The following is a 23,989-nucleotide window of genomic DNA, read 5'->3' on the forward strand; positions in this document are numbered from 1 at the left end:
ACCAACCGGATGGGAAATGCCCGGCGATAAGTGTATAATGTCAATGAACGAAGGAATTTTTCGAGGTGAATAAAATGGAAAGAGAAAATTTAGTGAAATCGGTAAGCCGGGCATTACATATTATCGATATTGTCAGTTCCCAAAAAGATGGATTAGGCGTGACGGAAATTGCGAAACAAATGGATATCAACAAAAGTTCGGTCTATCGCATTTTGTCGACGCTGGTGCAATACGGATATGTCGAGCAAGATAAGGAAACGGAGCGATATAAACTTGGTTATAAATTTTTGGAAATTAGTTCCAAATTGCTCGAATCGATCGATTTGCGGAAAGAAGCGAAGCCGTATTTGCAGCAGCTAGAGAAAGAAACGAACGAAGTTATTCATCTTGTCGTCTATGACCAAGGGGAAGTCATTTATATCGAAAAATTGGAAGGAACAGAAACATTGCGCATGCATTCGAAGGTAGGAAAACGGGCGCCAATGCATTGCACGGCGGTCGGGAAAGCCATTCTTGCCCATTTGCCTGTCAATGTGGCGCTGGAGATCATCGAGAGAAAAGGATTGCCCAAGCATACGGATTTTACGATTACAGACCGCGATGTGTTTTTAAAAGAATTAGAGAAAGTAAAACAAAAGGGATACGCGCTTGATTTAGAAGAAAACGAGTACGGAATTCGCTGTATCGCTGTTCCTATTTTCGATTATACCGGCAGCGTCGTTGCCGCGGTCAGCATTTCCGGCCCGACGATCCGCATGACAGACGAACGGATAGAAAAACTGCAGGAACGCATTCGGTACATTGGCAGACAAATATCGAAAAGACTTGGATATAGGCAAAAAGATCATGCTCGGCAGTAAAACGGCCGAGCTTTTTATGTAAAGAACGTGATTTTTCTTGGCAATACCTCTATTATTATTAAAATAGAAAGAGGAAATCATTGAGGTGAACGATCATGAAGAAAAAAACGTTACGCGAATTGGTGGAACAATTGCGCGATGATCCGAATGTGGTATATTGGCACGAAATCGAGCCGCAAGAAGCGAATACAGTTCCGATGCCGGAACACCTTGATTTGCGTTTGCGAACAGCGCTTGAAAAACGAGGGATCGCTTCCCTTTATACGCATCAGGCGTCTGCTTTTGAGGCGGTGCGAAACGGAAAGCATATCGTCGCTGTCACTCCGACTGCCTCTGGGAAAACGCTTTGTTACAATTTGCCTGTACTGCAAGCGATCGCAGAAAATGAACATACCCGAGCGCTTTACTTATTTCCGACAAAAGCGCTTGCGCAAGATCAAAAAAGCGAGCTGCATGAAATCATTGAGGAAATGGGCGTGCCGATTCATAGTTATACATATGATGGCGATACCCCACCAAACATTCGCCAAAAAATCCGCAAAGCCGGCCATATCGTCATGACGAATCCGGATATGCTGCATTCTGCGATTTTGCCGCACCATACGAAATGGGTGGCATTATTCGAGAATTTGCGATATGTCGTCATCGATGAACTTCACACATATCGCGGCGTGTTCGGAAGCCATGTGGCGAACGTCATCCGCCGCTTGAAGCGCATTTGCGAGTTTTACGGAAGCCGCCCAACTTTTATTTGCACCTCTGCGACTCTTTCCAATTGCAAAGAATTTGCAGAACGTTTAACAGGCGAAGAAATGACGCTGATTGATAACAATGGGGCGCCGCGGGGGAGAAAACATTTTGTTTTTTACAATCCACCGGTTGTTCATCCATCTCTTAATATTCGCAAAAGCGCTGCGGCCGAAGTGAACAGGTTGGCAAAACAGTTTTTGGAAAACGGCATTCAAACGATTGTATTTGCCCGCAGCCGCGTTCGTGTCGAACTGATTTTAAGCCATCTTCAAGAGCTGATAAAAGATCAATTAGGTCGAAAAACGATTCGTGGCTATCGCGGCGGTTATTTGCCAAAAGAAAGACGGGAAATCGAAAAAGGGCTGCGCAGCGGGGAAATTATCGGGGTCGTTAGCACAAACGCGCTGGAGCTCGGCGTCGATATTGGCCAATTGCAAGTATGTATTATGACAGGGTATCCTGGAACGGTCGCAAGCACTTGGCAGCAGGCAGGGAGAGCCGGCCGACGCCACGGCGATTCCCTTGTCATTATGGTGGCGAGTTCCAATCCGATTGACCAATATATCGTACAACATCCGGAGTATTTTTTTCAGCGCTCTCCGGAAACGGCGCGGATTAATCCCGACAATATCCTTATTCTCGTCGACCATTTGAAATGTGCTGCATATGAACTTCCGTTTCGCCGCGGCGAGAAGTTTGGCGGCGTGGAAGTAGACGAAGTGCTTGAATTTTTAACAGAGCAAAAAGTATTGCATCACCGTGCCGGCAAATGGTATTGGATGAGCGATGCATTTCCGGCGCATGACATTAGCTTGCGTTCCGCATCCCAAGAAAATGTCGTCATTATCGATATTTCCGAAACCGGCAATCACCGCGTCATCGGCGAGATGGACCGGTTCAGCGCAATGACGCTATTGCACGAAGAGGCGATTTACCTTCATGAGGGTGTGCAATATCAAGTGGAAAAACTCGATTGGGAAGAAAAAAAAGCGTATGTCCGCGAAGTGAACGTAGAATATTTTACGGATGCCAATTTAGCTGTGCAGCTTCATGTATTGGAAGAAGATCGCTGCGAACAAAAACCGCAGCTGAGCTTGCACTACGGCGACGTTTCTGTTCGTGCGATGGCGACCATTTTTAAAAAAATTAAATTGTCCACATTTGAAAACATTGGTTCGGGGCCGATCCGTTTGCCGGAAGAGGAGCTGCATACGACGGCGACATGGATCGAACTCGGCGAAAAGCTGGCGCAAATGGACGCGCCGGTCGTGGAACAAGCGCTTGTTGGAATTTCCAATATGCTTCGTCATCTCGTACCGATGTTTGTTATGTGCGACCGCACCGATATTCATGTTGTGCCGCAAATGAAAGCACCTCATTCTGGAATGCCGACGATTTTTTTGTATGATCGTTATCCGGGCGGCATTGGTTTGTCGGAAGCGGTTTTCGAACGGTATGATGAAATTATGGAAGCAGTGAAACATTTTATCGAACGCTGTCCGTGTGAAAACGGCTGCCCTTCTTGCATCGGGGTAATCGAAGCGGGCAATCATTCTGTGAAAAAAAACGTCATTGCCTTTTTGCATAAACTGTTAGCAAGCGATTGAAGGGATGAACACGATGTCAATGAAGCAAAAATTAGCAAGATGGAAGGAGCAGCTGGCCTCCCGGGCTTCCGTTCAGGAAGAACGGCCTAGCATGCTCTTTGAGGAGCAACGAGAAAAGGAGGTTCCATTTCTTGATGAGTGGCGGCGAAAAAATGTGCAGCCGTTCTTCTTTGATGGAGATTATTGTTTGATTCGCGAAGTAGTATATCCGTTAGATTATCAGCATGGACGGTATCGACTCGGAGAGCTTCATCATATTCATGAACGTTGGCAAGAAGCTTCTTTTGCGCATCCGTTGTCAAGCAAAGAGCATGAAGTGAGCGATTTATTTTTCTTTGATACGGAAACGACCGGGCTTAGCAGCGGAACGGGCCATTTCATTTTTTTGCTTGGCCACGCCCGCGTATACGCCGACCGGGTTGTCGTCCGCCAGCATTTTTTGCCGCACCCGGGGGCGGAAGTGGCGTTGTATCAAAGTTTTTTGTCGGAAGTCGACTATACGACGCTTGTCACATATAACGGAAAAGCGTTTGACTGGCCGAAAGTCAAGACGCGCCATACGCTCATTCGCGATGCCGTCCCGAAATTGCCGGCATTCGGCCATTTTGATTTATATCATGCAGCAAAGAGAATATGGAAGCAAAGATTGGAGTCCGTTCGCCTTTCCAATGTCGAAAAAGAAATATTGCAAATCGAGCGCGGAGAAGATGTTCCTGGCTTTTTGGCGCCAATGATGTACATGGACTTTTTATCGACGCCGCATCCTGACCGGATTTTTCCGGTGCTTCGCCATAATGAACTCGATGTTTTATCATTAATTTGCCTCTATATTCATTTATCGAGACAGCTGCTAGAAGCACCGCAGCTAAAAGACGCGTTGGAACAGTTGGAAACAGCCCGCTGGTTCGAGACATTGGGGGAAACGGCTGCCGCGAAAAGCGTGTACGAGCGTGTGATCGAAAAAGAAACAAAAGAAGCTTGGCAGGCCAAATGGCAGCTCTCACTGTTATATAAAAAAGAAAAACGGTATAAAGATGCCGTAAACATTTGGGAACAATTATGGCAGCATGGCAATGATACGTGGAAAATAAAAGCCGGGGTTGAATTGGCGAAAGCGTATGAACATCATTTCCGTGATGTCCATGCGGCGCATCGTTACGCCGTCAGCGTATATGAACGTTGGAAAGCGTTGTCCCGCTCCTACAAGCAACGGGATGATGCGCAAGAGATGGAATTGATCAAGCGTATAGAGCGCCTTCAGCGGAAATTGAATCGTTAAAAAAAATATTTCCGTGGAAAGCGCAAAATGCGACAGAAAATAAAAAATTTTATTTTTTTATTGCGAATATTGTAGAAAAGATAAAAAATATGTACAATTGCTTCGGGATAGGTAAAAAACAAAAACGATGGCGGGGAGAAAACGATGCGGAGCATGTACAAAAAAATTTTTTACTTGTTTTTTATCATCATATGTTTAACGTTTGTTGTTTTTACCAACTTGACGTAATTTAGCAGCTCGTTATAGACGAATATGGAAAAATGGGTATTTACCCTAGTACATGTCCGCTCCTTTCATCATAGGCTGGTATTGTAAAACATAAGCTTATGAAAAGAAAGGAGAATGGGATATGCATTGCGTACCACATGTAGTGGGGCCGATTGTTCATCCACCGAAATGCTGTGTGCAGCATCATTTCCAAGCAACGGTCGTACCGCACATTCATCCATCTCATACGACACATGTCAACCATCATCTTTTCCAACATCAGCATTATTTCCCGCATACGGAGTCAGTTGTCAACCAAGTAGCGAACCAGCAATTGTATTGCGGAGGTCCTGGTCCGTTTCCATGGGGGTATTAACCGTGGCGAAACAGGAACCGTCGAGGCGGTTCCTGTTTTTTAGCAAAGAACTTGGATATATGTTATAAAATGCAGAAAGAAAATTGCGCCATTTTTCCCATTACGTTTTTCGATTTACAAGCTATTATAGAAGAAGCGCGAATCAGTGAAGCGCAAATTGACAATCGGTTGGATTTCTGAAAAAATAAAGTAAAGACAATAGCGGAATGTGAAATTGAGGTGAAAGTGATGTTAGCCGGTCGTATTAAATTAACACCAAAAGATATTTTAGAAAAAGAATTTAAAGTGAGCATGCGGGGGTACAATCAAGACGAAGTTGATCAATTTTTGGACATTATTATTAAAGATTATGAAACATTTCAACAAGAAATTGAGCAGTTGCAACAAGAAAACGCTCGTCTGAAGCGGCAAGTGGAAGAGCTGCAAAAACGGCCGTCGGCACAAGCAGGAACGACAAATTATGATATTTTGCGGCGGCTATCCAATTTAGAAAAACATGTGTTTGGCAACAAATTATACGATTAATTTTTTATGCGTGCCAATGCAAAGCAGCGTGTGTTGATGAATACATATAGATAGAAATTTTGCTATTGAAATCACTCAAAAAATAAACTATACTACAATATGCACAGGACGTTAATAATGTTCGGGTAATCGCTGCGGCAGCATTGCCGTAGAGGAAAGTCCATGCTCGCACGGTGCTGAGATGCCCGTAGTGTTCGTGCCTAGCGAAACCATAAGCTAGGGCAGTCTGGCGCAACGCTGGGCTGACGGCGGGGAAAGAACCTAAGTCCCGTTGCGGGATATGGTTCGATTACCCTGAAAGTGCCACAGTGACGCAGCTCTAAGGGAAACCTTAGAGGTGGAACGCGGTAAACCCCACGAGCGAGAAACCCAAATGATGGTAGGGGCACCTTCCCGAAGGAAATGAACGGAGGGAAGGACAGATGGAATTTTTCCATCTGTAGATAGATGATTACCGCCGGAGTACGAGGCGACAAGCCGCTTGCAGTACGAAGGTACAGAACATGGCTTATAGAACATTATTAACGTCTGGATATTTCGTAAAAGCTCTCCTTGTGAAAGGAGGGCTTTTTATTTTGCTTTCATATACCATGTAAAAATCGCTATAATCACAATATGAATATGTTTTATATTGCCCAGTAGTGATAAAAGGGAGAGGGATGGAAGTGCATGATCATTATCAAAAGCTAATCGATGTACATACATTTGCTGGAATTGCCAAAAACATTCTCGAATATTCCAGCGAAAGCATGATGGTGACAGACGCACAAAATAAAATTTTATTCGTCAATCCGACGTTTGAAATCGTTACCGGATACAGCGCGGATGAAGTCATTGGCAAAAATCCGCGCATTTTGCAATCAGGGATGCATGATAAACAATTTTATGAAAAAATGTGGAATGACATCAAACAATATGGAGTGTGGAAAGGGGAAATATGGAATAAGCGGAAAGATGGGGAATTGTATCTGGAATGGCTGACAATTAGCGTAGTAAAGGACCAAACAGGGAATGTGACAAATTATGTGGCGATTTTTTCTGACATTACCGAACATAAACGAAATATGGAGCAATTGACAAAACTGGCGCTTTACGATCCATTAACAAACGTGCCGAACCGCTATTTGCTCGAAAAACGATTGGAAAGCATTATTCGAATGTCCAAAAAACATAATCAGTCATTTGCGTTATTATTTTTAGATTTGGATCGTTTCAAAAACATTAACGATACGTTAGGACATCGAATGGGAGATATGTTATTGAAAGAAACGGCACAACGGCTTAAAGGCATGCTACGAAAACAAGATACGATCGCGAGATTTGGCGGGGACGAATTCGTCATTATTTTGCCAAACTTAAAGCATATTCGCGAAGCGGTATATATGGCGGAAAACATCATTGAATCATTCAAAAAGACCGTTTTACTTTAACCATCAAGAAGTGTATATATCGACTAGCATTGGAATCAGTGTTTATCCATATGACGGAACAGACAAAGAAACATTGATACGCATGGCGGATCGAGCAATGTACCAAGCAAAAAAGAACGGAAGAAACCAGTTTGCCTTGTATCATGACGGAATGAACAGCAATGGCAGACAGTTGTTTCAACTGGAAACCGCATTAAGGAAAGCATTTGACCGGGGAGAGTTTGAGCTTTACTTTCAGCCGCAAGTAGACATGAGAACAAAACAAATTCGCGCGGTAGAGGCGCTGATCCGATGGAATCATCGAGAAAAAGGGGTTATTTCTCCAGGAAAATTTATTCCGCTTGCCGAAGAGTCGGGTTTAATTGCGCCGATTAGCGATTGGATTATGATGCAAGCATGTGAACATTTGAAACAATTGCAATTGCATTTTCCTTATGTGAAAATGAGCATAAATATTTCCCCCATCTATTTTCAACAAATCGATTTTTTGGAGAAATTGCAAAAAACGATAGAATCAGTAAACGTGAATCCGCGTTCGCTCGAACTGGAATTGACGGAAAGCGCCGTCATGCCCCATGCTGCACAGTCGGTGTCAAGGCTTACCACGTTAAAAACAATGGGAATCAGCATTGCGATCGATGATTTTGGAACGGGATTTTCCTCATTAAGCTATTTGCATCGTTTCCCAATTGATGTATTGAAAATCGATCAAAGTTTTATCAAACAATTATCTCAATACCAAGAAGACTTGGCTATTGTTAAGGCGATTATTATGATGGCGCACAGCCTGCAAATCCAAGTGGTAGCGGAAGGCGTGGAAACAGAGAAGCAGTATCAAATACTGGAAAAGCAACATTGTGATTTTGTCCAAGGGTATTATGTGTCCAATCCGCTGTCCATTGGCGAGTTACATGAATTTTTAGATATGTGGAACCATTTTCGCGTTGATCATTGCATTTAAGATTATGGAACATGGATAATGACTGATGATGGAAGTTTAAAACAGAATTATTTTTAAAAGGAATATTTTGATAACTTTTATCGGATGTCTTGCAGTAATAAAAATTAGGGAGGAATATCATGGGGTCGATTACGTTAATCGCTACGGCGGCGATGGGAGTGGAAGCGATCGTTGCCGATGAGGTGCGGCGTCTCGGCTATGAATGCCAAGTCGAAAACGGCAAAGTAACGTTTCAAGGCGATGAGCTGGCGATTTGCCGCGCTAATTTATGGCTGCGGACCGCAGACCGCGTGAAACTAAAAGTCGGGGAATTTAAAGCGACGACGTTTGAAGAGCTGTTTGAGCAGACAAAAGCGCTGCCATGGGCTGATTACTTGCCAATAAACGCGAATTTTCCTGTTGTCGGAAAATCGGTCAAATCAAAGCTTTTTAGCGTTTCCGACTGTCAGGCGATCGTGAAAAAAGCGGTGGTGGAAAGTTTGAAAAAACATTACCATGTTTCGTGGTTCGCTGAAACAGGGCCGCTTTATCGTATTGAAGTAGCTTTGCATAAAGATATTGCGACATTAACGATCGACACGAGCGGCGCAGGGTTGCATAAGCGCGGCTACCGCATTGCCCAAGGGGAGGCGCCATTAAAGGAAACGTTGGCGGCAGCGCTTGTACAACTAACGAATTGGACGCCTAACCGCCCATTTGTCGACCCGTTCTGCGGGTCAGGAACAATTCCAATCGAGGCGGCGCTGATCGGTCAAAACATCGCGCCGGGATTTAACCGTGACTTTGCTTCTGAACAATGGGGATGGATTGGCGAAAAAGTATGGGAACGAGCGAGAGAGGAAGCAGAGGACCTTGCTAATTACGATCAACCTCTTGATATTTCAGGTTTTGACATTAATCACCGCATGATCGAGATTGCCAAAGCAAACGCGTTGGAGGCGGGGCTGGGCGATTTCATTACGTTCAAGCAAATGCAAGTGAAAGATTTCGTTTCGAAAAAACAATACGGTGTGATTGTCGGGAACCCGCCGTACGGGGAACGTCTCGGAGAACGTAAAGAAGTCGAAATCATGTATAAGGAAATGGGAAAAACGTTTTCCAAGTTGGATACATGGTCGGTGTACATTTTGACTGCGCATAAACAGTTTGAGAAATATTACGGTAAAAAAGCGACGAAACGGCGCAAACTGTTTAACGGATTTATCGAAACGCATTATTATCAGTTTTGGGGGCCGCGGCCGCCGAAAGAATGCTGATGGAGGAAGATCCAGAATATAAAAAGAGAAATCGGCAAAAAGCAATTTTTTTGTTTTTCCATGGCTCCAAGTTCGCTGGACTTGGAGCAGGATTTTACATGGATTTGATCGAATTGTAATATTGTCATCTAGGAGAATGAGAAAATCCCTTTCTGCATATAATACGGATATTATGAATGAATCATTTTAGCAAGAAGGGGATATGCGATGAGACATTCTTCCATTGACTGGATCAAAATTTCTGAAGCGCTCGACAATGCGTATGAATTTTTAGTGCAGCAAAACGTTGAAGATGAGCATTTAAAACAAATCGAAGCGGCGAAAAAGATGTGGAAGCAGGCATTTGCGTACCGCATATCTAGTTCTCTGAAAGCATAAAGTAAAAGCGGTTGAAGGTTTGCGCTCGGCTCATTTCTTATTTATTGACTTCTGTTGCACGATCAATCATAATAATATCTTGTTAGACTTTTTCACAAGATCGTTGGTGCGCAGAGAAAAAACGATATGCGCTGTTGAAAATTATGGTTTTTGCGGAACAATAAGTTGGTGAGCCGTTGTTTCGGCTGTCGGTGATCGGGCAAGCAACCGTTAAATTGTGTCCGGCACAGAATTGGCTGGCCTTTGCCGCACTGATGTGTGACAAAGGCCAGCCGTCGACTTGCCTCCGACAGTCGAAAAATCTTGTAAAAAACGAAACAGCAAGTTGCATTGAACGGATTGGACAGAAGAAAAAGTTGTATTATATTTCTTATATTTTTGGAGGGTTTTTGGACGATGAGCCGTGAGCGCTATCCTTTTACGTTAGAAAAAAACGAAAATTTTTTTGATAAACTAGGAGAATGGATTGGCGATGTCTTTTACGACATTTTGCCAGAAGCAGGGTTTGAGCTGCGCGATGAACAAATATATATGGCGTTTCAGCTTGAACGCGCATTTCGAGAGAAAAAAGTAATGTTTGCGGAAGCGGGAGTCGGCACCGGAAAAACGATCGTTTATTTGCTTTATGCGATTTGCTACGCCCGTTATACCGGGAAGCCTGCCATTATTGCCTGTGCTGACGAAACGCTCATTGAACAGCTTGTAAAAAAAGAAGGAGATATTGCGAAATTATCGAATGTGCTAGGTTTGCAGATTGACGTCCGTTTAGCGAAATCCCCAGATCAATATTTATGTTTAAATAAACTCGATGAAATCGTCATGTATGATGACAAAGATATCGAGCTTTACGAACAAATTTACGACGAGCTTCCGGCATTTGTTCATGATAATAAGCCGCTGCAAGCGTTCTATCATTATGGCGATCGCAAAGAATACGCCCATTTAAGCGATGAACAATGGCAAAAAATCGCGTGGGACCCGTTCCAAGACTGCTTTACGTGCGAAAAGCGCCATCGCTGCGGGCAAACATTATCGCGGGAATATTACCGGAAAGCGACTGATTTAATCGTCTGTTCGCACGACTTTTACATGGAACATGTTTGGACGTATGAAGCGCGTAAACGCGAAGGGCAGCTCCCACTTTTGCCAGAGGCAAGCTGCGTCGTCTTTGATGAAGGGCATTTACTAGAGTTTGCGGCGCAAAAAGCGTTAACCTACCGGATGAAAGAAACGACGCTGGAAACGCTGCTGACGCGGCTGTTGGAAAACGATATCCGCGAAGAGCTTGCTTATTTGATCGAAGAAACGTTGCAAGTAAGCGTACGATTTTTTGATGAGCTGAAAACATGTTCCAAAGAAGTGGCCGGTTCGAACCGCCAAGAAATTTCATTTTCGCCGAAATTGCTTCGCCTCGCCAAACAATTGCATGCGAAAATTGTTGAGATTGGCAATGAGCTTGTGTTTGAAAGTGAAACGTATACGATTGACCATTATCAATTAAACATTGTCGATGAATATTTAGATCAAATTGAATACTCGCTGGATTTATTTATGAATAACGCCGATGCCATTACATGGCTGGAGTCGTCCCGTCAGGAAACGACCCTTGTTGTTATGCCGCGCACCGTGCAGGAAGTATTACGAGAAAAAGTGTTTAGCAAGCGCATTCCATTTATTTTTTCCTCTGCCACACTATCAAACCGCAAATCGTTTCAATATATTGCAGAAAGCCTTGGAATTGATGAGTATTTATCGTTTAGCGTAGAATCGCCGTTTGATTACGACAACCAAATGACGATTTTTATGCCGACGTTTGCGAATGATGAAAACTTATTTTCACAAAAATATGAGTATGCGTTGCGCAAAATTCGCGAAACAGAAGGACGAGCGCTTATTTTGTTCCCGTCAAGACAAGAGTTGCAGCAATTTAAAGAACTAGCGAGCGGCGAGAAACAATTCACCTTTTTGTTTGAAGGGGACAAAGAAATTAGTGAACTCGTCGCGACATTCCAAGCAAATGAAGAAACGATATTATGCTCGGAACATTTATGGGAAGGGTTGGATATTCCGGGCCCGTCGCTATCGAACGTCATTATTTGGTCGCTTCCATATCCGCCGAATGATCCGGTATTTCAGGCGAAGCGAAAGGCGTATGACGACCCGTTTTGGGGTGTCGATGTGCCGTATATGTTATTAAGGCTCCGCCAAGGAGTGGGCCGCTTGATCCGCACGCATGAAGACCGCGGCATCGTATCGATTTTTGTGACAGATGATGAGGACAAGCGAGTGATCGAAGCAATTAAGGAGGTACTGCCGACAAAAGTGAGGGAAGAATAATTTCTTCCCTTCTTTTTTATCGCAAAAAAGAGGAAATCCGCTCTTGATCATGGAAATATTATCAATGCAACAAAAGATACAGGGGGAAACGAAATGATCAAAAAAATAGAAGAACAGTTTTTACAATATGTAAAAAAAATGATGAGCTATAATGAAGCGATTCAATTAATGTATTGGGATCTACGAACAGGTGCCCCAAAAAAGGGAGTGGAACAACGTTCGGAAGTGATCGGCGTTCTTTCGCAAGAAGTGTTTAAAATGTCCACATCGGAAGAAATGGCCGCTTTCATCGCCGAATTGTCGCCAAAAAACGCGTATGAGCAGCTTTCGGAAATCACTCGTTATACGTTAGAAGAATGCAAAAAAGAATACGAGCGAAACAAAAAAATTCCGGCGGATGAATATAAAGAATACGTCGTGCTGCAATCGAAAGCGGAAAGCATATGGGAAGAAGCGAAGGCAACGGCGGATTTTTCCCTGTTTCGCCCGTATTTAGAAAAATTGGTGGAATTCAATAAGCGATTTATTGAATATTGGGGATATGAAGGCAATCCGTACAATCCGCTTCTTGATTTATATGAGCCTGGAATAACGGTGGATGTGCTGGACGAAGTGTTTCAGAAGCTGCGCGAACATATTGTTCCGCTTGTGCAAGAAGTTGTCGCGTCTCCAAACAAGCCGGAAACGTCGTTTTTGTTCCATCCGTTTCCGAAAGAAAAGCAACGTGCTTTCAGTCTGGAATTATTGCGAGAGCTTGGCTATGATTTTGCGAAAGGCCGGTTGGATGAAACGGTCCATCCGTTTGCGATTGGCCTCAATCCGAACGATGTCCGGATTACGACGCGGTATGATGAGCGCGATTTTCGCACCGCCATCTTTGGAACGATTCATGAGTGCGGCCATGCTTTATACGAACAGCATATTTCAGAAGCGTTGATCGGAACGCCGCTATGTACGGGCACATCGATGGGCATTCATGAGTCGCAGTCGCTATTTTACGAAAACTTTATCGCCCGCCATTATGCATATTGGAAACGAAATTATCCGCGTTTGCAGCGGTATGCTCCTGAACAGTTTTCCGGCGTGTCCCTCGACGCGTTTTATCGCGCGATTAATGAAGCAAAACCGTCGCTTATTCGCATCGAGGCCGATGAATTGACGTATCCGCTGCACATTATTGTTCGTTATGAAATCGAAAAAGGATTGTTTAATGGAACGATCGAGGTAAAAGATCTGCCGGAGATTTGGAACGATAAATACGAGGAATATCTCGGCATCCGACCAGACAATGACGCTGTCGGCGTATTGCAAGATGTCCATTGGTCTGGCGGCAGCTTCGGCTACTTCCCGTCTTATGCGCTCGGCTATATGTATGCCGCACAGCTCAAGCATGCGATGCTAAAGGACTTGCCGCATTTCGACGAATTGCTTGAAAAAGGGGAACTGTCGCCGATTCGCGAATGGCTGACGGAGCGGGTGCATCGTTTCGGGAAAACGAAAAAGCCGCTGGAAATTTTACAAGACGCAACGGGGGAAGGATTAAACGCTGACTATCTCATTCGCCATTTAGAAGAAAAATATAAAGCGATATATCAGTTATAAACAAACATATCCCCCTCCATGCAAACAGGAGGGGGATTGTTTTATTACCATAGTTTATATCCTTTTGAACCCGGCGGCGCATTTTGAATCATATCGACAAACGGGATCGTGTAAGCGACTAAAATGAGCGCCACGGTAATTCCAATCCATAATTTCCAGTTTTCCATCGCAAGCGCTGCGCGTTCCGCCGGTTCTGCCGCTTCGGCGACCGGAAACTCTGTTTCCCCTTTTGGTGCGAAAAACGCTAAGTTCGTGACAATCACAAGCACTAAAATAATGCCGATGAATAAAATCGTTCCGCCGACCGCTTGGGCGATTTGATATGGAATCCACTCGAGCGCTTGCGGCGAGTTCCCGTAGGTGGAAAATGCCGAACGACGCGGCGCCCCAAGCAATCCAGCAAAATGCATCGCTCCAGACATAAACGTCATGCCGATCGCCCATACGACCGTTTGAATAATGGCAAGGCGGTTCATCGCTTTTGTCATGACGCGACCGCTTAAATGTGGAATGAGCCAGTATGCGGCGCCAAAGAACGTCAGTACAACGGTCGTTGCTACGGTCAAATGGAAATGCCCTGTTACCCAAATCGTATTATGGACGACTTGGTCTAATTGGTGGGAAGCGTTAATGATTCCGCCCGTGCCAGCAGGAATAAAAAACACCATTCCGACGAACGGCGCGAAAAAGCGCGCATCTCCCCAAGGAAGTGTGCGAAGCCAGCCAAACAGCCCAGTCGCGCCTTTGGAGCGCCCGTATGATTCAAATGTCGCGAACATTGCAAATGCAGTCATTAACGATGGAATGACAACCATAAATGTTAAGATCACTTGCACGTATTTCCAAAACGGCGTAATGCCCGGTTCAAGCAATTGATGGTGGAATCCGACAGGAATCGAGAAGAACAGGAACAATAAAAACGCTAAACGCGCTAACGAATCAGAGAAAATTTTTCCGCCGATCACTTTTGGAATGACGACATACCAAATCATATAAGCTGGAAGCAGCCAGAAATAGACGAGCGGGTGCCCGAAATACCAGAACAACGTCCGGCTGACTAAAATGTTGATTCGGTCGGTGATGCCGAGCGACCACGGCAGCAATTGAACCAAAACGGTTGCGGCAACACCTAATGTGCAAACAAGCCATAAAATCATATTTGTTACAGACATAAATGTAAGAAGCGGGCTTGCTTTGCCAGGATTCTGTTTTTTCCAACGAGCATAGTGAGCGAAAATGGCAAAGCCGCTAATCCAGCTGCCAACGACCAAGAGCGTTAAACCAAGATAAAAGCCGGCATGTGCTTGCAATGGCGCGTAAAATGTATAAAGGACAGAAGCTTGCCCTGTTAAAATGAAAAACGCTGTCATTGCCGTGCCAATGGTCATCGTCCAGAAACCAACCCAGCCCCAAAAACGGACGCGATCGGAAAACGTTCCGGACGTCCGGCTTACTGCAGCGAATTGAAAGCCGATAATAAAGAATGTTGTTAAGACAAGGCCAAGCAATACGCCGTGTGTCGTTAAAATCGTATAATAGCTAATGCCCGACGGCAAATTAAATTTTCCCGAACGCACCAATGTTTGCAATAATCCTGCCAATCCGCCCAATCCAAGCGCGATAAATGCGACATATAGATGCGCCAGCGCCAATTTTGCGTCACGACGGTCTACTTTCATTGTTTCTCCCATCATTTACTCCACCACCTTAATTCGTCCAGTCATCATATGGTGACCGGCACCGCAATATTCATTGCAAAGGATGGTATATTCGCCCGGTTTGTCAAACGTCTTTGTCAATGTGTTGATATAACCGGGCTCTACCATCATGTTGATGTTTGTGCCAGCCACTTCAAAACCGTGGATTACATCTTTTGATGTCACATTGATTGTCACTTTTGCCCCTTTGGGGATTTCAATTTGGTTTGGCGTAAACGCGAAGGCGGATACGACAATGTTAAGTTGGTACTCATTATCCCCGGTTTTCACTAATCCAGGTTTGTCAAACGGCGGCGTTTGGTCTACCTTTTCCGGATCGATGGTCGTCAAACAGCTTGGCGGCTGATTGCCTTCGGCGAATGCGCTTACGCCGATGACGGTTAAGAATACAAAAAGACAGCCGATGCCGAACGCAAGCCAAATTTTTTCGTATTTATGCATATGCATTCTATATCCCCTCCTTTTATAAAGCTTACTTATAAGCGGTGCAAGAATAAGAAATAAACGCTAACCCATGAGAAAATAATAAAAAATCCGAGCAAAAACACAGAGGCGAGCGTGCCTTTTAATGGTGACTCCTGCTCTTTCGTTTTTGGATTTGTTTGTTGTAATTCCGCTTTGGCCATGTTTATCCCCCTTTCCAAAGTGCTGTCCTTACTTTCATCATACAAAATCGTTTGGAAAATGGTAGGCGTATTTTACTAGTTCACAAATTGTTCATTCCTTACTTTTTCACTATGATAATGCAAAAAAATTGATATAACTGTGATTTTCTTCACATGAGTCCAAAAAAATGTGAAAATATTGTGAACGTCGACTTATGCGCTGGAATTTTTCAATCGATTGCTTCACTTCTTATTGCCATCTTGTCACGGGGGAGTACGGGAAAACGCTTATTGTCGGACGGTGTTTTTATTCATTGTCAGAAAAATCATATCCGAACGATAAAGATTTTTTTGTTAAAAATATTCGTAAATATATCAAAAAATAGCTTTTCAAATGGTAAGAATTATGCTATACTGCTAGTAACTTCATACTGCTGACTCACTCATATAATTGCAGGAATATGGCCTGCAAGTCTCTACCGGCCGACCGTAAATCGGCCGACTATGAGTGGCAATGTCAGAACGGCATGACTAAGCGAAAGCCAACGGCATTCGCCTTGTCTGTTTTTGCTTAAAAGACATTGCCTGACTCATTTAGATGGGTGAGGCCAGTGTTTTTTAAGCTTTTTTATTTTAAGGGGGAACAGTATGCGCGAGTTAATGGAAAAGATTATGGAAGAAGGAAAAGTGCTTTCCGAACATGTGTTAAAAGTAGATCGCTTTTTAAATCATCAAGTAGACCCTCAACTGATGAAAAAGATTGGTGAAGCGTTTGCCAATGCGTTTCGCCATGAGGGAGTCACAAAAGTGCTAACGCTCGAGTCGTCTGGCATTAGCCCTGCCTTGATGACAGCTTATGAATTAGGTGTTCCGTTATTAGTGGCACGTAAACGAAAGCCAATTACACTTTCGGAAGATTTGTATACGGCGAAAGTGTATTCATTTACAAAACAAGAAGAAACGGAAATTTTTGTTTCCCGGTCGCTTCTCCACTGTCAAGACCATGTTTTGATCATTGACGATTTTTTAGCAAACGGTCAAGCGGCTTTAGGTCTTACGAGCATTGTCCAACAGTCTGGTGCTTCTGTGGCTGGAATTGGCGCTGTAATCGAAAAAGCGTTCCAAAATGGCGGACAGTTGCTTCGCTCCCGCGGATTTCGCGTTGTGTCACTAGCGCGCATTGCGTCAATGCGAGATGGAATGGTCCAGTTTGCGACAGAGGTGATGTGCCGATGAAACCATTCCAATTAGGCTCATTAGGGGTTCAACATGTACTTGCCATGTATGCAGGAGCGATCATCGTTCCGCTCATTGTCGGAGGGGCGCTGCAGCTTACGAGCACACAGCTGACGTATTTAGTGGCGATAGACTTGTTTACATGCGGTGTTGCGACGCTGCTTCAAGTATGGAAAAATAAATTTTTCGGCATCGGTTTGCCTGTCATGTTAGGATGCACGTTTACCGCGGTTGGCCCGATGATTGCGATCGGCAAGCAGTATGGGTTGCCTGCGGTGTATGGGGCGATTATTGCGGCGGGATTATTCGTTGTTATTATTGCGAAATATTTTAGTAAATTGCGTGTTTTGTTTCCGCCGATTGTTACCGGATCGGTCGTTACTATTATCGGACTTACGCTGATTCCGGCGGCGATGAATAATATGGCAGGCGGGCAGGGAGCCGAGGATTTTGGGGATATTCACAATATCGCCCTTTCATTTGGAGTGCTTTTATTCATTGTTGTTTTATACCGATTCTTTACAGGGTTTATTCGCTCGATTGCTATTTTATTAGGGATGGTCGCTGGAACGATCGCGGCGGCATTTATGGGGAAAGTTGATGTCAGCGCGGTCACGGAAGCTTCGTGGGTTCACGTCCCCCATATTTTTTACTTTGGCGTGCCGACATTTAATGGGACAGCTATTTTGACAATGGTGCTAGTAGCGATCGTTAGTTTAGTCGAATCGACAGGAGTTTATTTTGCGCTCGGCGATATTTGTGACCGGAATTTATCGGAAAAAGATTTGGCAAACGGTTATCGTGCAGAAGGGGTGGCGATGATCATCGGCGGTTTGTTTAACGCGTTTCCGTATACGACATATTCGCAAAACGTCGGGCTTGTCCAGCTGTCGGGAGTCAAAACGCGCCGCGTCATTTATGCGGCGGGGATCATGCTGATTATGCTTGGATTGGTCCCGAAAATTGCCGCCATCGCCACGATTATTCCGGCGCCGGTGCTCGGCGGCGCGATGCTGGCGATGTTTGGCATGGTCATTGCCTACGGAATCAAAATGTTAAGCCAAGTCGAGTTTGCGTCACAAGAAAATTTATTTATCATTGCCTGCTCGGTCGGCATGGGGCTTGGCGTCACGGCAGTTCCGGACTTATTCGCCGAGCTGCCGGCAAGCATCCGCATTTTAACGGACAGCGGCATTGTTGCCGGCAGCGTCACAGCGATTGTGTTAAATATATTGTTTCACGTCATCCCGAATAAAAAGCGCATCAAACCGGCTTCCTCTGCATATCAACAGCAAGTATCATAAAAATCCGCTTCCTTTTCACAGGAAGCGGATTTTTACATAATCAACGGAATAAACGCAACGATTGGTAACAAGATAACAATAACAGGAAAAGCGAAAAAATCGAGGTGTTTTTATGCCGGCAATCTTATCTGTTGGAATCGCGGCAATGCCCTATCAAGTAAAGCAAGAAGAAACAAAACGGTATGTAAAGCAGTTATTTGCCCACTCGTTTTCAAGCATTGACAGGATGTTAAACGTGTTTGAAAACGGAGAAATCCGATCGCGGTCATTCGTCCGGCCGCTTGAATGGTATAAAGAGAAACATCGGTTTTCGGAAAAAAACGATGTTTATATAGAAAGCGCGGTTCAATACGGTTGCGAGGCGATCCGAAAATGTTTGCAGCATCCGGCATTTTTGTCCAAACCGATCGCGTACGATGAAATAAATGCGATTTTTTATATCTCCTCAACAGGTTTAGCGACTCCGAGCGTGGAAGCGCGCATCATGAATGTGCTGCCATTTTCCCCGCATACGAAGCGGATTCCGATTTGGGGGCTAGGATGCGCGGGAGGAGCGGCGGGCATTGCTCGCGCGTATGAATATTGCATGGCGTTTCCCAATGCAAAAGTGCTGGTGATTGCGGCGGAATTTTGCAGCTTAACGTTTCAGGAAAATGATCATACGAAAAGCAATTTAATTGGGACTTCGTTGTTTTCCGACGGCGTGGCATGCGTATGCGTCGCGGGGGACAAGGCGGCGGATGCGGAAGTTCGCCCGCGCGTGATCGCAACGCAATCAGCGCTTATGCCCAACTCGGAAGAAGTGATGGGTTGGGACATTCGCGATGATGGATTGTTCGTTGTTTTTTCCAAAGATATTCCTTCTCTTATCCAGTCGTGGTTAAAACCGCAAGTGCAATCGTTTTTGCAAAAACATCATCTATCGATCAGCGACATTCATCATTTTATTGCTCATCCAGGCGGGAAAAAAGTTATCGATGCATACGAAGATGCGCTTGGGATCGGCAAGGAAAAAACAAATGTATCGTTTCAAGTGCTTCAAGAATTTGGCAATATGTCATCCGCGACGGTGTATGTTGTGCTGGAGCGCTTTATGGCGCAACCGATTCCGCCCGGCGACTATGGATTGCTGGTTGCGCTCGGCCCTGGATTTAGCGCGGAAATGATTTTGCTCAAATGGGAGTGATGAAGGAAATGTTTTATCTTTTCTTTCTTTTTATTGTCATCGAGCGCGTCGTCGAATTAACGATAGCAAGGCGGAATGAACGAACGTTAAAGGCGATGGGGGCAAAAGAATTCGGCGTTCGCCATTATCGTTGGATCGTCATCATGCATATATTGTTTTTGCTTTCGTTCGCCTCCGAATCGCTGGCAAAAGGAGCGGATCTTTCCCCGCGGTGGCCGCTTCTTTTCGGCTTGTTTGTTGCCACGCAAGGATTGCGGGTTTGGACATTGCGGTCGCTCGGGAGGTTTTGGAATACAAAAATTTTAGTATTGCCGAACGCGAAAGTGGTTGCAAAAGGACCGTACCGCTGGCTGCGCCATCCAAATTATCTAGTCGTTGTTCTCGAAATGTGGCTCATTCCGCTGATGTTTCAAGCGTATGGGACGGCGCTTGTTTTTTCCGTCGCTAATGCGGTCATGCTGGCGATTCGAATAGATGTGGAAGAAAAAGCGCTGAAGTCATTGACCAATTATGCCGACCAATTTGATGAGCGTCCCCGCTTTTTACCGCTTCGCCCCGTCAAATAGAGGACGGGATTTTTTTATATTTTTTGTATTGGGAAAAGTGTGTAAATACAGTAAAATGGTTGTATATGATATAAATGCGAGGGGTTTGGATATGGGATCAGTGACTCAGCAAACATCGTTAACGCCATGGCTAAAAAAAATGATCGATGTGCATGATATGTTTATCGCCCATGGCGATGAGGCAAACGCGAAAAAAGCGAAGCAGCTGCTGGAAAAAACGGCGAACGAACAACTTGCCATCGCTTTTTGCGGTCATTTTTCCGCAGGAAAATCGAGCATGATTAATGCTCTTCTTGGCGAACCATTATTGCCGTCTAGCCCGATTCCGACAAGCGCCAATCTCGTAAAAGTAAAATCAGGGCAGGAATACATCCGGGTGTTTTACAAGCATGAACCGCCGGCGGAATATGAGCCGCCATATGATCTTGAACTGATTCGCGCGCAATGCAAAGACGGGGATGCGATTGAATTCATCGAAGTAAGCCGGCAAACATCGAGCATACCAAACGGAATCGTAATAATGGATACGCCGGGAATCGATTCGACCGATGACGCGCACCGGCTCGCCACCGAATCGGCGCTTCACTTGGCGGATGTGGTGTTTTATATGATGGACTACAACCATGTGCAGGCGGAATTAAATTTTCAATTTACGAAAAAATTAACAAGCTACGGAAAAACGTTATATCTTGTTATTAATCAAATCGATAAGCACCGCGACAAGGAGCTGTCGTTTCATGAGTTTCGCCGCTCTGTCGAGGAAGCGTTTCAAACGTGGGGCGTCAAGGCGGAACGCATATTTTTTACTTCCTTGAAAGCGGCGAATCATCCGCATAACGAATGGAACGAACTAGTAAAATGTTTTCAACAGCTTTTCCATACAAAAGACGAACGCCTTTTACACGGCGTGGAAATTTCGTTGAAGCGGCTCGTTGACGAACATGCTCGTTGGCTTGCGGAGAAAGACGCGGAGGAAGAAGCAGCGATCCGCGCCCGCCTTGCTGCGCTGGGAAGCGATGAAACGGAAAAAGAGCAAATACGAAAGCGCCTCAGCCGGATGCAAGAGGAACGCAAACAGCTGGAAGCGATACATATAAACTTGGAAGCGGAATTTCGCCAAGAGCTGGATTCTCTTTTAGAGAACGCTTACATTATGCCGTTTGAAACGCGGGAACTGGCGAAAGCGTATTTGCAATCAATGCAACCAGATTTTAAAGTCGGGTTTTTGTTTGCCAAAGCAAAAACTGCGCAAGAGCGGGAAAACCGGCTGCAGGCGTTTTATAAAAACGTAAAAGAAAAAGCGGTTTCGCAAATCGAGTGGCATGTCCGCGAGCTGTTGATCCGCTTCCTGAAAGCGCACGGTATCGAGGATTACACTTTATTGAACCGCTGCCAGCAATGGATGGTCGATTGGGAAGCGGACGTTTTAAGCGGACTGGTGAAAAAGGGAGCGGGCGCTGCTGGAGAAGCAGTCCTCCATTACGCGGACGATGTTGCTTATGAATTGAAAAAGCGATATCGAAACGCGGCGATGCAGCTATTTGGCCAATTATTCTCGAAATGGCAGGAACAAGCGGAAGAAAAGCGCCGCCGGCTTGAAGATGACATCGCGTTGGAAAGCGAAAAATATGAGTGGATTCAACGGATTGATCACCTGCAAAAAGCGCGCAAACAGGCGCATGAACAGCTTATGTGCTTGCTAGCGTCCGACCGCGTTTTCGAAGAGGGGGATGACAAGCGGCTTGCGGCATTGACGGCTCTGCCTGCGATGAGAAAGCGCAAACATTCATCATTAACGGATCCTTCAAAACAAATTCATGAAAAGAAACATCCGCGCGTTCAAGAGCAAGCGCTCAGTCGGGGAGAGCCGGCGCGGAAAACATTGCCAAAAACGGCGGAATGCCTGCGAAAAGCGGCAAAGATCGTAGCCGGATTCGATTGGATGAATCGCTTCGTCCGCGAATTGACGGAAAAAGCCGAGCGCTTGGAGCACCGCACATTTACCGTCGCGCTTTTTGGAGCGTTTAGCGCCGGAAAGTCGTCGTTTGCCAATGCGCTGATTGGGGAGAGGGTGCTGCCGTCATCGCCGAATCCGACGACCGCGACGATTAATAAAATTGTCCCTCCGACTGAAGAATGCCCGCACGGCACTGTAATTGTTCAAGTTAAAAGCGGCAAGCAGCTTTTTTCCGACGTTCAAGCTTCGCTCCGCCATTTTCGGATGAAGGCGGAAACGTGGGACGAAGCGCTGGCAGCGTGCGAAAAGATAGCGGACATGCAGGCGAATGCCGCGCACGAAAAACCGCATCGTTCTTTTCTTCAAGCGGTTCTTTCCGGCATTGAGCGCATGAAAGGCGATCTCGGCCGCAAACTTCGCATCGGGCTCGATGAATTTACGAAATACGTTGCTGAAGAAACGACCGCTTGCTTTATTGAGTCGGTTGAGCTGTATTATGACTGCGCCCTCACTCGCCGGGGAATAACGCTTGTCGATACGCCCGGGGCAGATTCGATTAACGCCCGGCACACGGATGTTGCATTCGAATATATAAAAAATGCTGATGCGATTTTGTTTGTCACTTATTATAACCATGCGTTTTCGAAAGCGGATCGCGAATTTTTAATCCAACTCGGGCGCGTCAAAGATACGTTTGCGCTGGATAAAATGTTTTTTATTGTCAACGCCGCAGATTTGGCGCATTCACCGGAGGAACTCAATGCGGTGCTGGCGTATGTCGAAGAACAGCTCGCTCAATTCGGCATTCGTTTTCCGCGCCTTTACGCACTTTCGAGCCGTTTCGCCCTTGATGAAAAAACAGGCAGAAAGGCGGATGAAGGATACGGTTTCTTAACGGAATCGGGAATTCGTCGGTTTGAAGAAGATTTTGCTCGTTTTATTTCTGAAGAGCTGGCGGAAGTAGCGATTCAAGGTGCATATGCCGAAATGAAGCGCGCGCACCAGACGCTTCTTGACTATATTAATGCCGCGCAGCAAAGCAATGAGGAAAAAGCCGCAAAACAACGCGCGCTTTCGCAAGAGCAAGCGGCGATTCGCAAGCTGCTTGAGTCTGTCGCCATTATTGACCATGACGTACACGCCATGAAACAAGAAATTGCCGAGCTTGTTTATTATGTAAAACAGCGCGTGTCGTTCCGCTTCCATGATTGGTTTAAAGAATCGTTCAATCCGGCTGCGCTGCGCGACGACGTCCGCGATATTCGTCAGGCGCTCCGCACTTGTTTAGAAGAATTGCTGCATTCTGTCGGTTTTGATTTGACGCAGGAAATGCGCGCGACAAGCTTAAGAATCGAACGATTTTTAAAAGAACGCCTTCACGAACAATTTGTCGATCTATGCGGCAAAATCGAGCGGATTCATAAAGGAGTGCCGCTGTCGCCGTTAGAATCGATTTCGTTTCCTACTCCAGAGTTTCCGCACGGTTTTACGCAAATCGATGAAGCCAGATTTTCTAAAGCGCTGTCGATGTATAAAAACGCGAAATCGTTTTTTGAGCGCGATGAAAAACGTTATATGAAAGAAGAAATGGAAAAACAAATACAAGGGCCGATCAGCGATTATGCTGCGGAACAAGAGCAGCGTATGTTCCAATTTTACAACGAGCAATATGCGGCGGCGGTCCAAAAGTTGGCCTTATTTCTTTTGCGACAAGTCGATGATTATTTTTCCGGTTTGCAAGCAACATTATCAGCGGAAGTGGATGTTGAACAGCTGCATCATTGCGAACGGCGGCTAGCGAGCTTATTAGAAGAGCAACAATAAAGGGAGCGAATTTCCGCCGTTTTCA

Annotated in this window: 17 protein-coding genes, 1 other RNA gene, 1 pseudogene and 1 riboswitch; of the genes and pseudogenes, 16 read left to right on the forward strand and 3 right to left on the reverse strand. The window is 45.2% G+C overall.

Features of this window, described 5'->3' with window-relative positions:
• Positions 1-74: 74 nt before the first annotated feature.
• The 11 genes and pseudogenes from MWM02_RS08200 (at position 75) to MWM02_RS08255 (ending at position 13,568) form a co-directional block, all read left to right on the forward strand.
• Positions 75-860 carry an IclR family transcriptional regulator gene (locus MWM02_RS08200; RefSeq protein ID WP_064551734.1) on the forward strand — a complete coding sequence of 262 codons (786 nt, stop codon included), beginning with the start codon at positions 75-77 and terminating at the stop codon, positions 858-860.
• A gap of 95 nt (positions 861-955) precedes the next feature.
• Positions 956-3,217, forward strand: a complete 2,262-nt coding sequence (locus MWM02_RS08205; RefSeq protein WP_244403431.1) for a DEAD/DEAH box helicase — start codon at positions 956-958, stop codon at positions 3,215-3,217.
• 13 nt (positions 3,218-3,230) lie between these two features.
• Entirely contained in the window at positions 3,231-4,496 is a 1,266-nt protein-coding gene (locus MWM02_RS08210) for a ribonuclease H-like domain-containing protein (protein ID WP_244403432.1), read from the forward strand.
• A 349-nt stretch (positions 4,497-4,845) separates the two neighbouring features.
• The gene (locus MWM02_RS08215; protein ID WP_244403433.1) at positions 4,846-5,079 is read left to right on the forward strand and encodes a spore coat protein; all 234 of its coding nucleotides are present in this window, start codon (positions 4,846-4,848) and stop codon (positions 5,077-5,079) included.
• 228 nt (positions 5,080-5,307) lie between these two features.
• Positions 5,308-5,604 carry a cell division regulator GpsB gene (gene gpsB, locus MWM02_RS08220; RefSeq protein WP_003250052.1) on the forward strand — a complete coding sequence of 99 codons (297 nt, stop codon included), beginning with the start codon at positions 5,308-5,310 and terminating at the stop codon, positions 5,602-5,604.
• A 117-nt stretch (positions 5,605-5,721) separates the two neighbouring features.
• An RNA gene (gene rnpB / locus MWM02_RS08225) (RNase P RNA component class B) lies at positions 5,722-6,120 on the forward strand.
• A gap of 149 nt (positions 6,121-6,269) precedes the next feature.
• Positions 6,270-7,995: pseudogene (locus tag MWM02_RS19450) on the forward strand (putative bifunctional diguanylate cyclase/phosphodiesterase).
• 119 nt (positions 7,996-8,114) lie between these two features.
• Positions 8,115-9,251, forward strand: a complete 1,137-nt coding sequence (locus MWM02_RS08240) for a THUMP domain-containing class I SAM-dependent RNA methyltransferase (protein WP_244403434.1) — start codon at positions 8,115-8,117, stop codon at positions 9,249-9,251.
• A gap of 207 nt (positions 9,252-9,458) precedes the next feature.
• Positions 9,459-9,629, forward strand: coding sequence for a hypothetical protein (locus tag MWM02_RS08245; protein ID WP_198401577.1), 171 nt, complete (start codon positions 9,459-9,461; stop codon positions 9,627-9,629).
• A gap of 396 nt (positions 9,630-10,025) precedes the next feature.
• Positions 10,026-11,966, forward strand: coding sequence for an ATP-dependent DNA helicase (locus MWM02_RS08250; protein ID WP_064551739.1), 1,941 nt, complete (start codon positions 10,026-10,028; stop codon positions 11,964-11,966).
• 93 nt (positions 11,967-12,059) lie between these two features.
• Positions 12,060-13,568 carry a carboxypeptidase M32 gene (locus MWM02_RS08255; protein ID WP_064551740.1) on the forward strand — a complete coding sequence of 503 codons (1,509 nt, stop codon included), beginning with the start codon at positions 12,060-12,062 and terminating at the stop codon, positions 13,566-13,568.
• Between the two features lie 44 nt (positions 13,569-13,612).
• Here the strand turns inward: MWM02_RS08255 and MWM02_RS08260 are convergent, their stop codons facing one another.
• Genes MWM02_RS08260 through MWM02_RS08270 form a run of 3 tightly spaced genes read right to left on the reverse strand, consistent with a single transcriptional unit; the run spans position 13,613 to position 15,912 of the window.
• On the reverse strand, positions 13,613-15,262 hold the full coding sequence (locus MWM02_RS08260) for a b(o/a)3-type cytochrome-c oxidase subunit 1 (protein ID WP_064551741.1): 1,650 nt from the start codon (positions 15,260-15,262) through the stop codon (positions 13,613-13,615).
• A complete protein-coding gene (locus MWM02_RS08265) occupies positions 15,263-15,733 on the reverse strand; it encodes a cytochrome c oxidase subunit II (protein WP_064551742.1) in 471 nt (156 codons plus the stop codon).
• Between the two features lie 29 nt (positions 15,734-15,762).
• Positions 15,763-15,912 carry a cytochrome c oxidase subunit 2A gene (locus MWM02_RS08270; protein WP_064551743.1) on the reverse strand — a complete coding sequence of 50 codons (150 nt, stop codon included), beginning with the start codon at positions 15,910-15,912 and terminating at the stop codon, positions 15,763-15,765.
• 402 nt (positions 15,913-16,314) lie between these two features.
• A riboswitch (purine riboswitch) is annotated at positions 16,315-16,416 on the forward strand.
• Between the two features lie 123 nt (positions 16,417-16,539).
• Here MWM02_RS08270 and MWM02_RS08275 point away from each other — a divergent pair.
• The 5 genes from MWM02_RS08275 to MWM02_RS08295 all read left to right on the forward strand — a co-directional run bounded on the left by MWM02_RS08275 (position 16,540) and on the right by MWM02_RS08295 (position 23,964).
• A complete protein-coding gene (locus tag MWM02_RS08275) occupies positions 16,540-17,127 on the forward strand; it encodes a xanthine phosphoribosyltransferase (RefSeq protein ID WP_064551744.1) in 588 nt (195 codons plus the stop codon).
• On the forward strand, positions 17,124-18,431 hold the full coding sequence (locus MWM02_RS08280; RefSeq protein ID WP_244403435.1) for a nucleobase:cation symporter-2 family protein: 1,308 nt from the start codon (positions 17,124-17,126) through the stop codon (positions 18,429-18,431). The genes MWM02_RS08275 and MWM02_RS08280 overlap by 4 nt, the downstream gene beginning before the upstream one ends.
• A gap of 112 nt (positions 18,432-18,543) precedes the next feature.
• Positions 18,544-19,617, forward strand: a complete 1,074-nt coding sequence (locus MWM02_RS08285) for a type III polyketide synthase (protein ID WP_064551746.1) — start codon at positions 18,544-18,546, stop codon at positions 19,615-19,617.
• Between the two features lie 8 nt (positions 19,618-19,625).
• Positions 19,626-20,183, forward strand: coding sequence for an isoprenylcysteine carboxyl methyltransferase family protein (locus tag MWM02_RS08290; protein ID WP_064551964.1), 558 nt, complete (start codon positions 19,626-19,628; stop codon positions 20,181-20,183).
• A 91-nt stretch (positions 20,184-20,274) separates the two neighbouring features.
• Positions 20,275-23,964 (forward strand): dynamin family protein, encoded by a 3,690-nt coding sequence (locus MWM02_RS08295; RefSeq protein ID WP_244403436.1) that lies wholly within the window; start codon positions 20,275-20,277, stop codon positions 23,962-23,964.
• Positions 23,965-23,989: the final 25 nt, after the last annotated feature.

Origin of the sequence: Parageobacillus sp. KH3-4 (genome assembly GCF_022846435.1) — a bacterium.
GTDB classification, from domain to species: domain Bacteria; phylum Bacillota; class Bacilli; order Bacillales; family Anoxybacillaceae; genus Parageobacillus; species Parageobacillus thermoglucosidasius_A.